The sequence below is a fragment of the Aeromonas sp. s12 genome, assembly GCF_040907925.1.
In the GTDB taxonomy this organism is placed as follows: domain Bacteria; phylum Pseudomonadota; class Gammaproteobacteria; order Enterobacterales; family Aeromonadaceae; genus Aeromonas; species Aeromonas veronii.
The window spans coordinates 166,415-180,921 of record NZ_JBFOCT010000014.1; the positions used below are offsets into that span (position 1 = coordinate 166,415).

21 protein-coding genes and 1 tRNA gene are annotated in these 14,507 nt (G+C 59.7%); all 22 read right to left on the bottom strand.

Translation table 11 applies throughout. From position 1 onward, the window contains the following. Window positions 1–5: 5 nt before the first annotated feature. Window positions 6–587 (bottom strand): hypothetical protein, encoded by a 582-nt coding sequence (locus AB5Y67_RS07425; protein WP_159163997.1) that lies wholly within the window; start codon window positions 585–587, stop codon window positions 6–8. A gap of 2 nt (window positions 588–589) precedes the next feature. After that, entirely contained in the window at window positions 590–1,027 is a 438-nt protein-coding gene (locus tag AB5Y67_RS07430; RefSeq protein WP_368207609.1) for a hypothetical protein, read from the bottom strand. Window positions 1,028–1,093: 66 nt separating this feature from the next. Further along, window positions 1,094–1,483, bottom strand: a complete 390-nt coding sequence (locus AB5Y67_RS07435; protein ID WP_368207610.1) for a hypothetical protein — start codon at window positions 1,481–1,483, stop codon at window positions 1,094–1,096. A gap of 67 nt (window positions 1,484–1,550) precedes the next feature. Next, entirely contained in the window at window positions 1,551–2,768 is a 1,218-nt protein-coding gene (locus AB5Y67_RS07440) for a N4-gp56 family major capsid protein (RefSeq protein ID WP_368207611.1), read from the bottom strand. A 72-nt stretch (window positions 2,769–2,840) separates the two neighbouring features. Next, window positions 2,841–3,770, bottom strand: coding sequence for a hypothetical protein (locus tag AB5Y67_RS07445; RefSeq protein WP_368207612.1), 930 nt, complete (start codon window positions 3,768–3,770; stop codon window positions 2,841–2,843). Window positions 3,771–3,904: 134 nt separating this feature from the next. Continuing rightward, on the bottom strand, window positions 3,905–4,273 hold the full coding sequence (locus AB5Y67_RS07450) for a Gp49 family protein (protein WP_368207613.1): 369 nt from the start codon (window positions 4,271–4,273) through the stop codon (window positions 3,905–3,907). Window positions 4,274–4,533: 260 nt separating this feature from the next. Next, window positions 4,534–4,609 (bottom strand) — tRNA-Thr (locus tag AB5Y67_RS07455). Between the two features lie 77 nt (window positions 4,610–4,686). After that, on the bottom strand, window positions 4,687–6,813 hold the full coding sequence (locus AB5Y67_RS07460; protein ID WP_368207614.1) for a portal protein: 2,127 nt from the start codon (window positions 6,811–6,813) through the stop codon (window positions 4,687–4,689). After that, window positions 6,813–8,510: a terminase gene (locus tag AB5Y67_RS07465; RefSeq protein WP_368207615.1), complete on the bottom strand. Its 1,698-nt coding sequence runs from the start codon at window positions 8,508–8,510 to the stop codon at window positions 6,813–6,815. Before AB5Y67_RS07465 ends, AB5Y67_RS07460 begins: the two co-directional genes overlap by 1 nt. 42 nt (window positions 8,511–8,552) lie before the next feature. After that, complete coding sequence (locus AB5Y67_RS07470) at window positions 8,553–9,266, bottom strand: hypothetical protein (protein WP_368207616.1); 714 nt, start codon at window positions 9,264–9,266, stop codon at window positions 8,553–8,555. 32 nt (window positions 9,267–9,298) lie between these two features. Continuing rightward, complete coding sequence (locus AB5Y67_RS07475; RefSeq protein ID WP_368207617.1) at window positions 9,299–10,198, bottom strand: terminase; 900 nt, start codon at window positions 10,196–10,198, stop codon at window positions 9,299–9,301. Next, entirely contained in the window at window positions 10,199–10,378 is a 180-nt protein-coding gene (locus AB5Y67_RS07480; protein ID WP_368207618.1) for a hypothetical protein, read from the bottom strand. A 53-nt stretch (window positions 10,379–10,431) separates the two neighbouring features. Beyond that, window positions 10,432–10,662, bottom strand: coding sequence for a hypothetical protein (locus AB5Y67_RS07485; protein WP_368207619.1), 231 nt, complete (start codon window positions 10,660–10,662; stop codon window positions 10,432–10,434). Window position 10,663: 1 nt separating this feature from the next. Beyond that, window positions 10,664–10,888: a hypothetical protein gene (locus AB5Y67_RS07490; protein ID WP_069556117.1), complete on the bottom strand. Its 225-nt coding sequence runs from the start codon at window positions 10,886–10,888 to the stop codon at window positions 10,664–10,666. 7 nt (window positions 10,889–10,895) lie between these two features. Continuing rightward, window positions 10,896–11,444, bottom strand: a complete 549-nt coding sequence (locus tag AB5Y67_RS07495; RefSeq protein WP_368207620.1) for a glycoside hydrolase family 108 protein — start codon at window positions 11,442–11,444, stop codon at window positions 10,896–10,898. Further along, window positions 11,441–11,650, bottom strand: coding sequence for a hypothetical protein (locus tag AB5Y67_RS07500; protein WP_368207621.1), 210 nt, complete (start codon window positions 11,648–11,650; stop codon window positions 11,441–11,443). The genes AB5Y67_RS07495 and AB5Y67_RS07500 overlap by 4 nt, the downstream gene beginning before the upstream one ends. 135 nt (window positions 11,651–11,785) lie before the next feature. Then, window positions 11,786–12,484: a TIGR02642 family protein gene (locus AB5Y67_RS07505; protein ID WP_368207622.1), complete on the bottom strand. Its 699-nt coding sequence runs from the start codon at window positions 12,482–12,484 to the stop codon at window positions 11,786–11,788. Further along, window positions 12,481–12,906, bottom strand: a complete 426-nt coding sequence (locus AB5Y67_RS07510; RefSeq protein ID WP_368207623.1) for a hypothetical protein — start codon at window positions 12,904–12,906, stop codon at window positions 12,481–12,483. Before AB5Y67_RS07510 ends, AB5Y67_RS07505 begins: the two co-directional genes overlap by 4 nt. 2 nt (window positions 12,907–12,908) lie before the next feature. After that, window positions 12,909–13,037 carry a hypothetical protein gene (locus AB5Y67_RS07515; RefSeq protein WP_368207624.1) on the bottom strand — a complete coding sequence of 43 codons (129 nt, stop codon included), beginning with the start codon at window positions 13,035–13,037 and terminating at the stop codon, window positions 12,909–12,911. Beyond that, window positions 13,034–13,351, bottom strand: coding sequence for a Ref family recombination enhancement nuclease (locus AB5Y67_RS07520; RefSeq protein ID WP_368207625.1), 318 nt, complete (start codon window positions 13,349–13,351; stop codon window positions 13,034–13,036). The genes AB5Y67_RS07515 and AB5Y67_RS07520 overlap by 4 nt, the downstream gene beginning before the upstream one ends. Next, window positions 13,344–14,066, bottom strand: coding sequence for a metallophosphoesterase (locus tag AB5Y67_RS07525; RefSeq protein ID WP_368207626.1), 723 nt, complete (start codon window positions 14,064–14,066; stop codon window positions 13,344–13,346). The genes AB5Y67_RS07520 and AB5Y67_RS07525 overlap by 8 nt, the downstream gene beginning before the upstream one ends. Then, complete coding sequence (locus AB5Y67_RS07530; RefSeq protein ID WP_368207627.1) at window positions 14,063–14,506, bottom strand: recombination protein NinB; 444 nt, start codon at window positions 14,504–14,506, stop codon at window positions 14,063–14,065. The genes AB5Y67_RS07525 and AB5Y67_RS07530 overlap by 4 nt, the downstream gene beginning before the upstream one ends. Between the last annotated feature and the right edge of the window lies 1 nt (window position 14,507).

Consider the following 14,507-nt stretch of genomic DNA (forward strand, 5'->3'; position numbering starts at 1 on the left):
ACTCCTTAGAAAAAGCTGTGTTTGCGGGGCGGGTTGTAGTATTCGACTTGGGTCGGGGCGCTATGCTGTTTGCGGAACCGGCCAGCACGACGCCACCCCTCGACAAACTCGGCGCGATGGAAGTTGGCCCGCTTGGGGTCAGACCAAGGGCGATCCGGTTGGGCATAGAGCAGCGCAGCCACACCATGGGCGATAGCCTCGGCATGGTCGGTGTAGAGCTGTGCTGGCAACTCCTTGGCGCCTTTTACTGGGGCTGCCACGTACCAGATCCGCACATTGCTTAGATCGGTCAGGATGCTCAGTTCATTGGCCGACATGGCGAAGTAGTCGCGACCAGAGTCCAGCGGCACGCCGTCGGCCCCGGTGAGGTGCAACACATTGCAGGAGGTAACCCCGTCCACATTGCACACCACCTCAAGGCTGCCAGCCGCCGCACTTGGCAGCAGGCGATCGAGGGTGATCAGCTCGGATTCACGGCAGAAGGTGATTGCCGCCTCGGTCACGGCCTCTTCCAGCAGCATCTCGAGCGGACCTGTGATGTGCAGCCTGACGGTAGGCAGGAACTGCTCGCGGGGTACCATTTGCATGCTTAGCCCCCCGCCTTGGCGGCCTTGGCTTTCATGGCGTCACGCACGCGAACGCGGAAGTCGTCCACCTTCTCCTGCGGCCCCTTCTGCTCGATACCCAGATCTTCACCTTCGATCAGGGTCGCCAGCTGGGCAGAGGTGAGCTTGGCCAGATCGATATCACCGACCACCATGCTCTGCTCTTCGGCCAGGCGGGCAGCTTCGGCAGCAAGGCGCTCCTGCTCTTCCGCTTCCATTCGTGCGATGGTCTCCTGCCGCTCCAGCGTGCCGGCCAGCGCTTCTTTGCTGACCCAGACGGTGGGGAACTCCAGCAGCTGCATGGCGATGTGGCTCTCCACATCAACTGGCGTGTGGCGCGGGAACACCAGGCGGGATCCGGTCACGGTGTCTTTCTTGCTCGGCTTGTCGCCGATATAAACCACGGCAATTTTGTCGCTCACGGCAATATCTCCAATCCAGAAATGAAAAAGCCCGGCACCGGGCCGGGCATGGCGTGACGGGCAGCCTTACAGGTTGCCGATCACCTCATAGTGCAGCTTGAGCTTGACTGTGCCCGTTGCTGCGCCGCCGCCGACGGTGAGGGTGATCTCCTGGTCGGGCAGCGTCTTCAGATCGTCCACCGGGAAATACTTGGATACCGCCGTTGCCGTGCCTTCGGCGTTGATGATGACTGTCGATCCGACGGTGACGGTCAGCGTGGTGCTGGCACCAAGCGCGCCGCTGATGAGGGTGGCGCCAACCACTTTCAGGTTGGGCTCCACCTTGTCACCAAAGGCGATGACGTCGCCGGACGGCACTGCCGCCAGCTTGGCCACCAGAGTCGGGGAGATAGAGAGGTTGCCGAACGAACCAACAAACCAGCGGTACGCTCGGGCGAGCAGGGTAGTTTTGGCCATGATATGGCTCCTTATCAGATCAGATATCAACAGGAGGGGGCATCAACCCCCTCGCTCGGGTGGTGGGTTAGCGCGCGACGGCGCTGACGGCGGTATCCAGCACCATGCAGCCATGGTCCTGAATGTTGCCGTTGCGCTGCTTGAAGCGGATCTTCTGCAGGCCGGATACCCAGCTGATGGAGATCTCGGTGTTGTTGCCGTGGTTGGTTTTCTCTTCGTGCATGCCGAATTGAGAACCCTGCTCGCCGGAGCCGAAGGCGTTGGCCAGCGCCTGACCGCCCAGCAGCACGGCGCGGTCGATGGTGGTGCCGGCAACCTTGTCCACTTCCGAGCCGGTCGCGGAGTTGGCGGCGCACACCTTGACGGTGCTGCCCTGGTTGAAACGGATCGGCATGCCCTTGTAGGGCTTGACCAGGATGCCACGCCACATCGCACCTTCACCGCGGAAGATGGGGTGACTCCAGCCCTTGCTGCGCTCCATCGCGGACGCCAGCATTGCTTGCCAGTCCTTGCCGGAGCTGGAGGTGTAGAAGTCGTGCCACTGGCGCGGGGTGACATAGAGCACGTAGAGCGGCTCGCCACCGGACGGATCCGCCACCATGCGGATCGGTTGGATGGGGTTGGCCATCTCGGACAGGAACAGCGACATGTTGTCCACACAGGCAAGATTGAAGCGGTCAGCCGCGTCGATGGCTTCGAAGCTGGTCGCATCACCGCCGAAGAAGTGGCGCTCGTAGGTGGGCGCAGTCAGCGGGTTGATCATGATGTCGGCAAATTCCGGGTCATCCGCCAGCGGCAGAATGATATCGGTCGCGTAGTAATCGCCGCGGGCGCCGGCCAGCTGGGCAAAGCCGCGCTGATCAACCAGTCGGCCGTAGTAACCATCACCAAGCAGCGCTCGAGCGGTCTTGATCAGGTCGTGCCGGGTGCGAGACTGGCTCATTTTGCCGCCAGCATCAACACCGTGACGGGTCTGGTTGACCTTGAGCGAGAAGTCTGCAAAAGAGAGGCTTTCCAGGCGACCATCAATATTCTGGTCACCCATGGTCGGGCGGCCAGAGAGCTGATGAAACAGCTGCATATCAACGGAGTCGCCAGCTTGCTTGGACAGATCGGTGATGCGAACCACCGGTGCGCCTGCACTGGTCTGCTTGCCGCCGTTGACTTTGACGCCATTGGGGGCCTCATCGGTCAGCATGTTCACCAGCGAGTGGGAACGGTTGGCCGCGGTAAACAGGGCGGCCTGCAAAATCTTGTTGGCTTGCGCCGAGGTGACTTGGGTCATGATCCTCTCCTACATGAAAACAAAAACCCCGACACAGTGGCCGGGGTTGGTTGATGTAAACGGGGTTGTTGGTTAGAACCCGGACTGCGCCAGCAGCGCCTCGATCTGGGCCTCTGTCATGTTGCCCATCTCGCCGATTAGATCGGCTTGAGACATGGCGCCATAGCGCTCGACACCCGTTGCCGGTGCGTGATGGGTTTGGCCGAGTTCTGATGGACTGGACGGGATGTGATCAGCGGGTTTCTCTGCCGCCTTGCCGGGTGCCTTGGCGGGAGGCGCTTCAACCTCGTCGCCAAAGGCCAGCTTGGTGCGGCGAGCCACTTCTGCGAATCGCTCTGCCAGCGGCTTGTTGCTCCACGCGGGGTCGGCCTGCAACTTATCATCGATAGTGAGGGCCATATCGAAGCGGTCTTGGTCGCCGTCACGCCATGCGGCCAGGTCAGGTACCGCCTGCAGTGCGGCCTCTACCGGGTTGGCGACTGGCTGAACCTGTTGCGGCGCGGCTTGCGGCTCCAGCTTTTGGAGTTTGCGGGCAATGGCAGCGATGGACTTGCCGAGATCCGGGTAGTCCTGCGCCAGTTGCTCCAGCTCTTCCTGGCTGATGTCGTCCGGGTCAACCGATGGGTCAATCCCGTTCTTCTCCAGCAGCGCCTGCAACTTATCCCGCTCTGCCTTGGCCTGCTGCGCCTGAGCCAGCTGCTCACGCAGTTGCTTGGTCTCGTTGCGCGCCTGTTCCAGCACTTCATACGGGATGGTGTGTTGACCGTTCTTGGCCATAACGACCTTTTCAGGTGCGCTGGCCTGTTCCTCAACCTGATTGGCTGCAGCTTGTTCGTTACCGGCTGCCACCTCGCCCGCCGACGGCGCGGGTTCTACGTCCGTTTGCTTGGTGCCAGTGCCATTGTCCAGCTCGACATCGGGCGCTTGCTCAATCTCGGCCAGCATGGCTTCCAGTTCGTCCAGGCTTTCAGTTCCGGTCAGGTTATCGATGGTTTTGCTCATGGTCGTCCTCGTGGGTTTTCAGTGGGTGGTATCGCTGCCCAAGCGGGGGAAGGCTCTCGGTGAAAGCGCTCCCCGGCTGGGGCTGGGCATAAAAAAGCCCGCACAAGGCGGGCAAGGGCTGCTGTCGTCTATCGCTAGGGATTCGTTGGGCCACCGACTCGCGGCCCGCTCACTTCGTCAAGGTGGCACTTGAGCCGCCAGCCTTCCAGCTTCCACAGCTCTTGGCGGGCCTTGGCTTCGGCATCCTTGATGGCGTACTTGGCGCCAAGCTCTGCATTGAAGTTGGCCGGGTCGGCGCAGGCGGTCATGCCAATGGCAAGGGTGAAGCCGTTGGCAGCAATGGCGGTGGCCAGCGTGGTTGTGGTACCGGGAACAACCTGCACCTCATAGCGAACACCACGCATCAGCGCCTCGATCTGGTCAGGGGTCACGCGCGGCGCTGTCAGCCCGAGAGTCTGGATCTCGCGCTCCATTTCTGCATCAACCTGCTGGCGGTCGGTCATGTCCTGCTCCAAATAAAAAACCCGGCGCTATGGCCGGGTGTTAGTGAATAGGTTGGCAACCATCAGAGCGTCTTTTAGGTTGCCTGTCGCGGTCTACGTAGTGCTGCGGTCGATGCTGCCGCCCTGCTCACGCAACATAGCGCTTATCTCCGCGAAGATTCCAGCTATCCAGCTGGATGGAGCCCTTCTTCCCCATTGTCATCTGGGGTTCTCATCGGGTCGGGCCACTCTCCCTAGCCGCTGACAAACGGCTCGTTCGGTGGTGCTGGTTGCAGGAGTCGAACCCGCGACCCGCTGCTTACAAGGCAGCCGCTCTACCTACTGAGCTAAACCAGCCAAAACAAAAGGCCCAATCTCGAAAGACTGGGCCATGATGGAGAAATCCTAACGCTGGGCGATTAGGAAAGCAACTATCAGAGCGCGATCGCGTCTATCTGCTGCTGAATGGTGTCCAACAGCTGGGCCTGCAGGGCTGCCTGCTCGGCCTGCATCGCCTGCTGCTGGGCGGCCAACTGCTCCATCTCCTGCAGGGTCTTGCCGGTCTGGGCCTGCTTGAGGGCGTCCTCGAAGCGGATAGAGTCGGTCAGCTTGGTGATGCGCTGGGCCTCCGCCTGCCACTTGGCGGCCTTGCCCTCCAGCTCTGCCAGCTTGGCCTGCATCTCCTGCATGGCCATCTGCTGCTGCATCTGGGCCAGCTGTGCCTGCTGCTCTGCGGCGGCGCGCTCCTCGTCGCTCATCTCCTCCGGATCCTTCTGGATGTTGAGGGCATTGCGGATCCGCTCCACAAACTCCGCCTTGCGCGGCACATCCATCAGCTCAACCAGCAAATCGAAGCAGGCAGCGGCGGCCTCTGGCGGCAGCTGGGACATGGCTTGCGTCATCCGCTCGGCCAGTTGTTGCTTGTACGCGGCGGTCTGCTGGATGGGTGCCAGGGCAATATGGGCTCGCAGCCGAGTCACATCGTTGGTCAGCTTGCCCCCTTCCTGCTCCACGTTGATCACCACAGCCTTGCGGCGGCGCGGGTCGTCGCGGTTGACGGTCACCTTGTAGTTGCGCTTGCTGGCCATATCCTCAAGCAGATAAGCCAGTGCCAGCTGCCCAACCTGCTGGCAGCCCATCCGGTAGTTGTCGTTGATCTCAGACAGGGTGGTCGCGCCCTGCTCCACCAGGTTGCTGATGGCCACGCCAGATTGTCCGGTCGAGCCCTGCCCCAAGAAGGCGGCATAAACCCCCATGGTATCCTGAATGAGCTTCACCGAGTCCTGCATCACCTGGAACTGCTGGGCCGCCACGTTGAAATCCTGCTCCACCTTGAAGGCGTCGCTCACGCTGGTCTTGTTGGCGCGGTCAGGGTTGAGTTCGATATAGCCATCCGGGCGCTCTACCTGCTCCAGCACCTGATCCCGGCTCATGTTGGTGGCGTCCTTATCCGTGATGACGCGCTTGGCCTGCAGCAAGAAGGTGAGCTTGATGCGGCGCAGGTTCACCTCATCCTGTGCCGGCATGGCGCGGGCAATCAGGCCATAGGGCTCGCCGGTGCGGTCTTTGCGGTACCCCCAGAACGGCACCAGCGGATACATGTTGTGCGGGGCGGTGCAGGGGCGATCGACCAGATGATGGGGGCCGACGAACCAGGATTCGCGGATCACGGCTACCGGACAGCGCTCCAGCCTGGCGCGACCGCTGGCAATGGCGGCGCGGTGCAGCTGGTTGCTCTTGTCAAACTCCAGCGCCCGGCCAGAGTCGAGCATCAACACCTGACGCATGGTGTAGGTGCGGTAGTAGACCACCTGGAGCAGAACGCGATCCCGCTCCCGACTGCACCATTCCACTTCCTTGCCGCTGAACTGGCTCCATTCGTCATAGGCGCTGACAATGTTGGGATCCAGCCCCTCTATGGCGGTCAGGCTGACCATACCGGCCCAATCGTTGACGCCCCACTCCAGTGCCTGAGCCTTGCTCGGGAACATGGTCTTGGCCTCATCCAGATCAACCCAGCGGCGGCGCATCAGCCAACGACAGTCGCTCAAATCGGGCTCACGGCTGTGCCAATCCCAATACACCTCGTCACGGTGGACGCTGCTGAACTTGTAGCGCGGGCCGAACGGGTCACCACGGCGACTGACCTCCACCCAACCCAATCCGGTCTTGATTTGGCCGCCATATGCCTCGCCCCGGGCGCGATCTAGCCCACCAAGGCGGCACATGTCGGAATATTCGGCGTTGACGGCCTCGGCCAGCTGCTCGAGCTCGTCGTCGTGGTCATCAGCGACAACCATCAGATCGGTGCGGCTCTTGGCCTCCATCCCCAACACGCCGTCAATAGTCGGGGCGATCAGGTTATGGATGGTGATGGGCTGGCCCCGCTCCTTGAGCACCTTGACCACCTCGGGCGGCAGCTGGTCGCCGTCGTAGTAGGCACAGGAGCGATTGGCAAGGCTTCGCCAGTCTGGCTGGCCATTGATATCGCTCATCAGCGCGAGCAGCTTCTGCGTATCGAGGCCGCCCTTCTCGGGGGCTTTGGGTTGTGAGTTGATCATCAGTTGGCCATCCAATGCTTGGGTTTACGGGTGGATTCGGGTTTGACGATGCGGGCAGGCATGCGGGCGCGCATCTCTTGGGCAATCATGTAGCTCATCAGTTGGTCGTCGTAGCAGCCTTCCTGAGCGTTCATGCTGCCGCTCTTGTCGTAGACGTAGGTGGTTGCTTCGGAAATGGTGCCTATCCAGCGGATCCCGGCCTGACCGGCACGCAGCAGGGCCTTGAGACCATCCACCACGATCGGCTTGGATTGGCGTGTGGTCAGCCAGCCGAGGCGCTGGGTCTCATCATCCCGATCCCGGTCGATATACTCCTGGGTGTAGATGCGGCGGGTAGGGTAGAGCTCGCGCAGCTTGAGCAGGACGGCGTGACCGTGGTTGTTACGCTCCGGGCCGATATAGGCGGGGCCATGCTCTGCGGTGCCGTAGAACTTGCCGACATGGGCCAGCAGTTGGGCAAAGAGACCTGGATCCAGATGACCGAACCAGTGGGCCACCTGACGCCCGTCACTCTTGGCGATCACATCAAAGCTGGAGCGGTCGCCGTGCTCGAGACCTTCCGCCACATCGGCGCCAATGGCGTAATCCTCATCGGGATCGGGCAACTCCCACACCAACAGCATGTTTTCGAGGGAGCGCTGGCCCTGCTCGTCCAGTTTGTCCGGCTTGCGGGCCTTCTCGCGCTTGCCGGTAACGGGATCCATGTCATAGACGATGAGAGGCGGCATGCAGTCGCCCTCTGCCTCCATTGTTGCGATGGGGTCGAATACCCTACGGCCAGAGGTCAGGAACGCTTCCAGCGGCGTGCTGGGGAACTCCTGCTTCATCTCTGCGCCCAAGGTGGACTCTTTCAGCACGTACCACTGACGCTGCTCGTCGCTGATGGTGCAGTTCATCGCCTTCTCAACCGCGGCGAAGTAGTCAAGCTGAGCCTTGCTTGCCACCACGCCAGACGCCGGAACGTCGGCGCGATACTTGGGATCTTGCCACCAGGCGAAGAAGTGGAACTTCCAATCCAGCTTGCTGAGCTCACCGGATGCCCGGGCCAGTTCGAGAGACTTCATGCTCATGGCGTGGAAGTCGCCGCCCACACCTTCGGCGGTGGACTCAATAAAAGCCACGGCGCCAGGGTGAATGGCCTGCAGGGTACCGGTACGCACCTCCTTGGCCTTCTCCGGGTACTTGGCGCAGATCTTGCCGTGCTCTGACACATGCAGGCGCTGGACGGTACCAGAGCGGAAAGAGGTGGCCACTTGAATGCTGGAGCCATGCCGGAACAGGATATGACCGCCATTGGCCCCGCCGCGCCGAGTAACCACCTTGAACTGGGCCTTGAGCCAGCCGGGCAGGTTATCGAACGGGACTTCAATCTTGGTGCGGTAGATTTCCCCTGCTGCCGTCAGATCCTGGGCGATGATCCCGCACTTGATGTTCTTGTTGAACAGCGCCTCATCCAGCAGATAGATATCAATAGCCGTGGAGAACCCGAGTTGACGCGCCTTGAGGATGATGTTCAGCCACCACATGGTCTTGAACAGCAGCTCCTGCGCCGGACGCAGCCGAAAGCGCACCAGCTGGCCCTGCTCGTTCTCGATCATGTAGAGGTTGTTCATCCGCCACCACTTATCGCTGAGCTTTTCGCGGATGCAGGCAATCTGCTCCTGCTCAGTCATGGTGGAGATGTCGAGTTCGGTCATTGGTGGGTCTCAGGCAAATAAAAAACCCGCCGAAGCGGGTTGTTATGAAGGTAGTATTAACTGAACTAGTTGAGCATCAGTTTCCAACCATTTAAGCATCAATTCTCTCTTGTGTTTATCATTTGGATACATCACATGGAGCACAGGCATCCTGTAGCAACCTTCTGGCTCAAGCTCCAATTTGAATCGGTCTTGTAGCTCAACTATTCGTCTTAAAGTGAAGCTAAGGTAACACAAGCTATCAAACGCAGCCTTCATGTTATCATCAAAATGCAACCCATTTCGCCCAATCTTGAGGTTTTCATTAATTCTATCAATGTTTGCCTGAAGATTTAGATTTATCACATTTACTGCATTCTCAACATTTATTAGTGCTTTTTTCTGCTGCTGACTCAGTTGTAGTTGTTGATTAAGTCTCGAAATAGAAAGTGACTCATTTCCATGTACAACCGGACCTACAGCATCGCTAAAGCTAAAAGATCGCTTCGTTGCACAATTAACAATAGACACTCCCAGCGCCTCATAGCGCTTAGCGATGAACTCCATGTCATCATAAAACCCTCTAAGCAAAGAGTTTCTGCTTTCAGCCTCAATTCTCTTGGGGAGAAAAACTGATACTGCAAGAGCAATCAAGAATCCACTAACCAGCGGGTGTGAAATAAAACTATTAAATTCATTACTATACAAGGCCAGGAAAAATAATAAAAAAGCAACAGCAACAACCCCTGCCCACAGGCTTTTGTCTTCAATTTTCATATGTACGCTAATTCCAGTTGTCTTTTTATAGATTATCCACACTTGCTCATCAGCCCGCCAGTCCCCATGTCGTGCAACTCCGAGAGCATCTCACTCACTGGGGTGGTATCGCTGCCGCCATCCTTCTCCAGCCGATCGGCTTCGGCCGTCAGCTTGCGGGTGGCCGCCTTGATGCGCTTGGTGTCAGCCTCAATCTTGGGGCCGGTTACCTCATCGATGCGAATGGCGCTCAGGGTGCGCTCTATGGACTCAATCCGCTGAATGTTGCGGTCAAGGGCCTGCTCAGCTTTCAGGATCTTGTCATAGAGCCCAATCCGGTCGGTCATCTCGGTGGCATCTAGCAGATCCTGATGCAGGTTCTTCAAGGTCTTGGTGACAGAGATAACGCGAGCCCGGGTGAATATCAGCTCGTCCCGCAGCCTCAACTCCTCGGCCTGGTCGAACAACTCAGGCGAATCGAGGAACTGGGCGTAACCGCCGTGGGTCAGCGCGGGCCGATCGCCCGGCTTCCACTTTGCGACAGGGCTCGGGTTGCCGGGGTTGCCGACGGACTCACGATTGCCCACGCCAAAGCGGCCATCTGGCTGGCGCCCCGATTTTCTTTTCGGGTTTTGGCCTGAGTCGTCAGGGGTTTGTGTGGATGAGGAGGACTTTTCCCCTCTTCCCTCTCCCCTCTTGGTCTTGCCTTCATTCCCCTTGGGTTGCGCACTTTGCGCAGATTGCGCAGTTTTGCGCACTTCGGATTGCGCAGATTGCGCAGCTACGCGAGATTTTTCAGGTTGTGCAGGGGATTGCCCCCGAGATTTCAAATAGCGACGCGCCGAGTTGTAGTTCAGGCCGCGGCTGTCACACCAGTCTTTTGCACTGATGCCGGTCGCTTCGTGCTCCTGCAGGAATTCTGCATTGAGCTGTGCCCAGTCGGTCTTTGCCATTTAGAGAGATAGCTCGCCTTCGACAACGGTGTCGCCGGGTACGGGCTGATGGGTTGCCGGTACCACTACGGAAACGCCGGTATTGAGAACAACCAGGGCATGACTGCCGTCATGCTCCTTCACATGAGTGATAACCCCGGTCACGGTAACGCCATTAACCACCGCATCGCTCCAGTGCATCGAGATAGTCCAGTAGGTCGGCCGTTGATTCCCCAGAAAGACAAACCCCGCCGTTATTGGCGGGGCTCCATGTCAGCCTGGGAGTGGGTGGCGGGCAGTTTGCCGGCTGGCTTGGTGTTGTCTGGCAGCTGGCCAGAAGCAGCACCGAAGCGAGCAGCAAAGCGCCCTTGTGGGTCACTATGGTTTTGGTCATAGCTTTCCTGCACCTCCCTTGCCCGTTCCTGCTTAAGCCAACGGCCCAGAAGGGCCGTTAGAATGTCGAGCAGTTGGAGCAAGCTGTTCATGTTATTGCTTCCGGGCTTTATCAGCCGGCAGGTTCAGGGCCAGCTTATCCAGCACCTTGATGAGACCGACCAGGAAGGCGTCTACCTTCCCGATAATCTCATCATCCCGGGTGGATGGGGTGACGGCCGCAATCTTGGCCAGCCCCTGCACCACGAGGGACGCGCCCCCTACCACGGCCATCAGGATGACAATCCAGTTGATGACCACCTCAACGATGTGCTCCATATCTACCTCACAGGTTACAAACCCGGCTCAGCCAGCCGTAGGCATTGGCCTCCTGCGACTCCTGACGCTCAGCCAGTGTGATGCAGTGGGCAATTCGAAGGGAGTTCACAGCTTCGGCCAGCAGGCGCTTGCCACCGGCACCGCGCGCTTTTACGTAACTCTCCAGTGCAGAAAGAGAACGAGGCCCTATGGCCCCGTCTGCTTTCACGTCCTGATAGAGCTTTTGCCGGTCGTTCAACACATTAAGCAGACGCTGGAGGTCTTTTGCCGCCCGCCCGGGACCGGAGTTGACCCCATAGTCAAACAGGTAGGTGGCCAGATCGGTATCAATCACCTCAATGGATGAGAGGCGCATCTGGTTCCAGTAAGAGGTGTAGACCTTTACCGCCTCAGCCTTTGGGTAGTCGCGCATATGGCCGGTATAGCCGAACTGGCGAGCAGTAGCTTGAGTCACCCCCCAGCGAGTCGGGCCGCCGCGGTCCTCTGCGCGATCAGTGAACTTGTCACCCCCCTCACGCTGGATTACCTCGTCAATAACCTGTGGGCGAATACTCAAGATGCACCCCCTTTGCGCTGCTTGATGATGTTCGACCAGATAAACCACCCCATCTGGACAGCGATCCACACCAAGGTGGCAGCCAGAACCCAGTCATTCAGTGAGTAACCGGCCAGGGTCATTCCAGATACGACGACGGGCGGAGCTGATTTGGCCACCCCAGTCACCCCAGCAGCCGCTGTGGCTAGCTCTTCCTCTTTACCCATGCTTCCTCCAGAAACGACAAAGCCCGCACGATGGCGGGCCGGAAAATGAAAAGGCCAGAGTCCCGGGGGAATCTGGCCATCTTTGATAGATACTAACGCTGGGACGGTGGGGATTCAAGCAATCAGAGGGTAAGACTACGCCGCCCTCATCTGGCGCACCTGACGGTCCATAATCTTGGATAGGTCGGACGCCTGGTGGATCACCTCATCAACCAGCTGCTCTACGCGCTGGCGCATCTCCTGCCCGAATCGGCGCGCCACCATATCGGCATGGGGCACCACTCGCCCGGTGCCGTGGCACTTAGGGCACTCGTCACCCTTGCGGGGGCGGATACCGGTCCCCTTGCAGTGCGGGCAGCGGCCGGATTGCAGCATCTCAGCGACACAGTGGTCGTGGGCGAGAGACAAGATCCCGTTGCGCTCAGCCAGCAGGCGCTGATATTCGTGGTCATTTCCGGCACGGTGGGCGCGTTTTGCCTTCTCCATCACCACTGCGGCGCGGCGGCGCTCCTTGTCGTAATGGGGGTGGGATGACACCAGGTTATCCAGCTGCTCAGGCAGCGGGCGGCGCAACAGGATAGCCAGCGCCATGCCACCGGCCTCGGCATTACCTGTCGCCCCCTGAAAGTGCGCTGCCAGCTCAGAGATGGCGGCGGCATCGAGCTGGTGATCGGCCATCAGGAACTGGAGCCCCTGCGGGTTGTTTTTGGCGGCCACCTGCAGGGCACCGATAAAGTCGTCACGCCCCAGGGCGTTGAAGTTGCTGGAGGTTGGCTCATGTAGCGCCCCCTTTGGTGAGAACAGGCGCAGTGCCATTTCCAGTGAATTGCTCATGGGTTGGTCCTCGTTTGGTCTTGGTCCTGATTGAAAGCGGTGAGCAGCCAGGCGCGCAGCTGGCCGGATTTGACGTGTTCCGGGGTAACTTCCAGCACGGTCCACCCCAGCAAGCGAGCCTCATTCATCTTGGCGCGGTCCTCCACGAACCCCTTGCCGCGGGTGTGACGGCCACCGGAGTGGATGCCGCCGTGGATCTCGACGGCGATCATGCGGGTGGGCCAGGCGTAGTCCAGTCGCCACTTGCGCTTTGGGTGGAACACCAGCTCGGTGGCTGGGTCAGGGAAGCCGGCCAGCTGGGCCAGCACCTTGCCGTGCAGCTCATCCACCTGCTTGGATTTCTTGACTTGGTTCGCTACCGCCTTGGCTTTCGGGTGTTTATCCAGCAGGCGGGCTGCGTCGATGGCAGAGAGGTGGATCACAGCTATGCGCTCCATTTCGCTAACGCTGCGATGATCACCAGATCAGTTATCACCGGCAAAACCAGGCTCCAGTATGACCATTCGGCGCCAAACTGAAATTTCATCATCCAGTAAACGATCGCAGTAATCATGCCGCCCTCCCGATGGTGTTCTTGCGCAGCTCGGCCACTTCCCGGACTACCTGTTCCAGCAGCTCATCCTCGCTGCCGTGCCCCTGTTGCCAGGTGCGCGGTGCAGCGTGGAATCCGGTGGGGTAGCAAGCGCGGTGGTGTCGTGGGCACAGTGGCAGCACTCTGGTGTGCTCGGCGCGCTGGGCCATACCAGACCCAGAGCGCACATGATGGATTTCCGCTGGCGTGGCGCCATACCCGGCATTGCGGCAGGCGATACAGCCGAGCGAGCTCACATCGTTCAGCCAATCCCTGTCAGCCTTGGTCTTACTCATCGCGCGCCCCTTTCATCGTGTGAGTCTGCAGCGATTGCAGGTTCAGCAAGGTGAATGCCCCGCCTTTTTGCGGGCACCAGCCGGCCGTATCGATATGGATCACGTTACCAAGCGCTACCGGGTTGCTCATGGGGGTGTGACCAACAACCAGGGCATGCACATCAGACACACCGCTCTCATCACCAAGCTCCACACGCCGACGCGACCACATGCAGGCGTTCTTAATGGAGCGCAGCAATCCAGGGTTTCCCTCTGCGCCACCCTCAAGCTTTTCAATCAGGTAGCTCCAGGACGGGAATGGGCAATCAGCATGGATCAAGCCAATCAACCCACTCGGCGTATCCACCTCGATGGCGATAGGCAGCTCGCGGAACTGGGCTGCGTACTCGCCGCGCTCCACATCGAGCAGGGACATGAACCAAGCCCCACCGTTCTGCAACCAGTTTCCTGTGTCACAGGTGTCGTGACGGCACACATAGTCGTCGTGGTTGCCGCGCACCGGGTGGAACCATGGCTTGGCCAGCCACTCCAGCACCAATTCGCATTCAGGGCCACGATCAACCAAGTCTCCAACGGAGAACAGGCGATCACAGGCGGGGTCAAAGCCAACCTTATCGAGAGCCTGCTGCAGCAGGGTGAAGTGGCCGTGAATATCGCCTACCGCGAAGTCTCGCCCAGCGGTATTCGCTGAAAATTTCTTAACCAGTGAGCTCATGCTGCCGCCCTCCCGTATGCCGCCACCCAGTCGAAGCCGCGGCGGGATTCATCTCCGAACTTCACGCCCTGCTGGGCGCCGAAGGATTGGGCCAACTCGATGAGATCGCGCATCTCGCGCACGGTCATCTTGGAGGTGGACTTGCCCAGCACCACGAACCCGTTGCCGTCTATGTTCGGAACTACGTCCTGCTGGTACAGGGCGGCGGAGAGGACGTGTTTCCAGTCCTCCTTGGAGAGCTTGCGGCCATGCCAGTTCACTTGCTCGGCGATGTCGGTCATGACAGCCCAAAACAGGGCGTTCTGGGCCAGGCTGCGGGTCATCTCCTTGATTTCGAGGACCAGCGGCTTGTTCTGGTCAATCGGCAGGCTTGCTACCAGCTGGCAGGCGCGGGCGCGGATTTCAGGGCTGCGCAGGAAGTGCTTTGGATATTGGCTCATC

What these genes read in the sequence shown, in the direction of transcription:
- AB5Y67_RS07435 (WP_368207610.1), bottom strand. Translation starts at nt 1,483, where the DNA reads ATGGCCAAAACTACCCTGCTCGCCCGAGCGTACCGCTGGTTTGTTGGT.
- AB5Y67_RS07440 (WP_368207611.1), bottom strand. Translation starts at nt 2,768, where the DNA reads ATGACCCAAGTCACCTCGGCGCAAGCCAACAAGATTTTGCAGGCCGCC.
- AB5Y67_RS07515 (WP_368207624.1), bottom strand. Translation starts at nt 13,037, where the DNA reads ATGATTACTGCGATCGTTTACTGGATGATGAAATTTCAGTTTGGCGCC.
- AB5Y67_RS07520 (WP_368207625.1), bottom strand. Translation starts at nt 13,351, where the DNA reads ATGAGTAAGACCAAGGCTGACAGGGATTGGCTGAACGATGTGAGCTCG.
- AB5Y67_RS07425 (WP_159163997.1), bottom strand. Translation starts at nt 587, where the DNA reads ATGCAAATGGTACCCCGCGAGCAGTTCCTGCCTACCGTCAGGCTGCAC.
- AB5Y67_RS07525 (WP_368207626.1), bottom strand. Translation starts at nt 14,066, where the DNA reads ATGAGCTCACTGGTTAAGAAATTTTCAGCGAATACCGCTGGGCGAGAC.
- AB5Y67_RS07470 (WP_368207616.1), bottom strand. Translation starts at nt 9,266, where the DNA reads ATGAAAATTGAAGACAAAAGCCTGTGGGCAGGGGTTGTTGCTGTTGCT.
- AB5Y67_RS07480 (WP_368207618.1), bottom strand. Translation starts at nt 10,378, where the DNA reads ATGCACTGGAGCGATGCGGTGGTTAATGGCGTTACCGTGACCGGGGTT.
- AB5Y67_RS07490 (WP_069556117.1), bottom strand. Translation starts at nt 10,888, where the DNA reads ATGGAGCACATCGTTGAGGTGGTCATCAACTGGATTGTCATCCTGATG.
- AB5Y67_RS07485 (WP_368207619.1), bottom strand. Translation starts at nt 10,662, where the DNA reads ATGAACAGCTTGCTCCAACTGCTCGACATTCTAACGGCCCTTCTGGGC.
- AB5Y67_RS07450 (WP_368207613.1), bottom strand. Translation starts at nt 4,273, where the DNA reads ATGACCGACCGCCAGCAGGTTGATGCAGAAATGGAGCGCGAGATCCAG.
- AB5Y67_RS07465 (WP_368207615.1), bottom strand. Translation starts at nt 8,510, where the DNA reads ATGACCGAACTCGACATCTCCACCATGACTGAGCAGGAGCAGATTGCC.
- AB5Y67_RS07445 (WP_368207612.1), bottom strand. Translation starts at nt 3,770, where the DNA reads ATGAGCAAAACCATCGATAACCTGACCGGAACTGAAAGCCTGGACGAA.
- AB5Y67_RS07460 (WP_368207614.1), bottom strand. Translation starts at nt 6,813, where the DNA reads ATGATCAACTCACAACCCAAAGCCCCCGAGAAGGGCGGCCTCGATACG.
- AB5Y67_RS07500 (WP_368207621.1), bottom strand. Translation starts at nt 11,650, where the DNA reads ATGGGTAAAGAGGAAGAGCTAGCCACAGCGGCTGCTGGGGTGACTGGG.
- AB5Y67_RS07475 (WP_368207617.1), bottom strand. Translation starts at nt 10,198, where the DNA reads ATGGCAAAGACCGACTGGGCACAGCTCAATGCAGAATTCCTGCAGGAG.
- AB5Y67_RS07505 (WP_368207622.1), bottom strand. Translation starts at nt 12,484, where the DNA reads ATGAGCAATTCACTGGAAATGGCACTGCGCCTGTTCTCACCAAAGGGG.
- AB5Y67_RS07530 (WP_368207627.1), bottom strand. Translation starts at nt 14,506, where the DNA reads ATGAGCCAATATCCAAAGCACTTCCTGCGCAGCCCTGAAATCCGCGCC.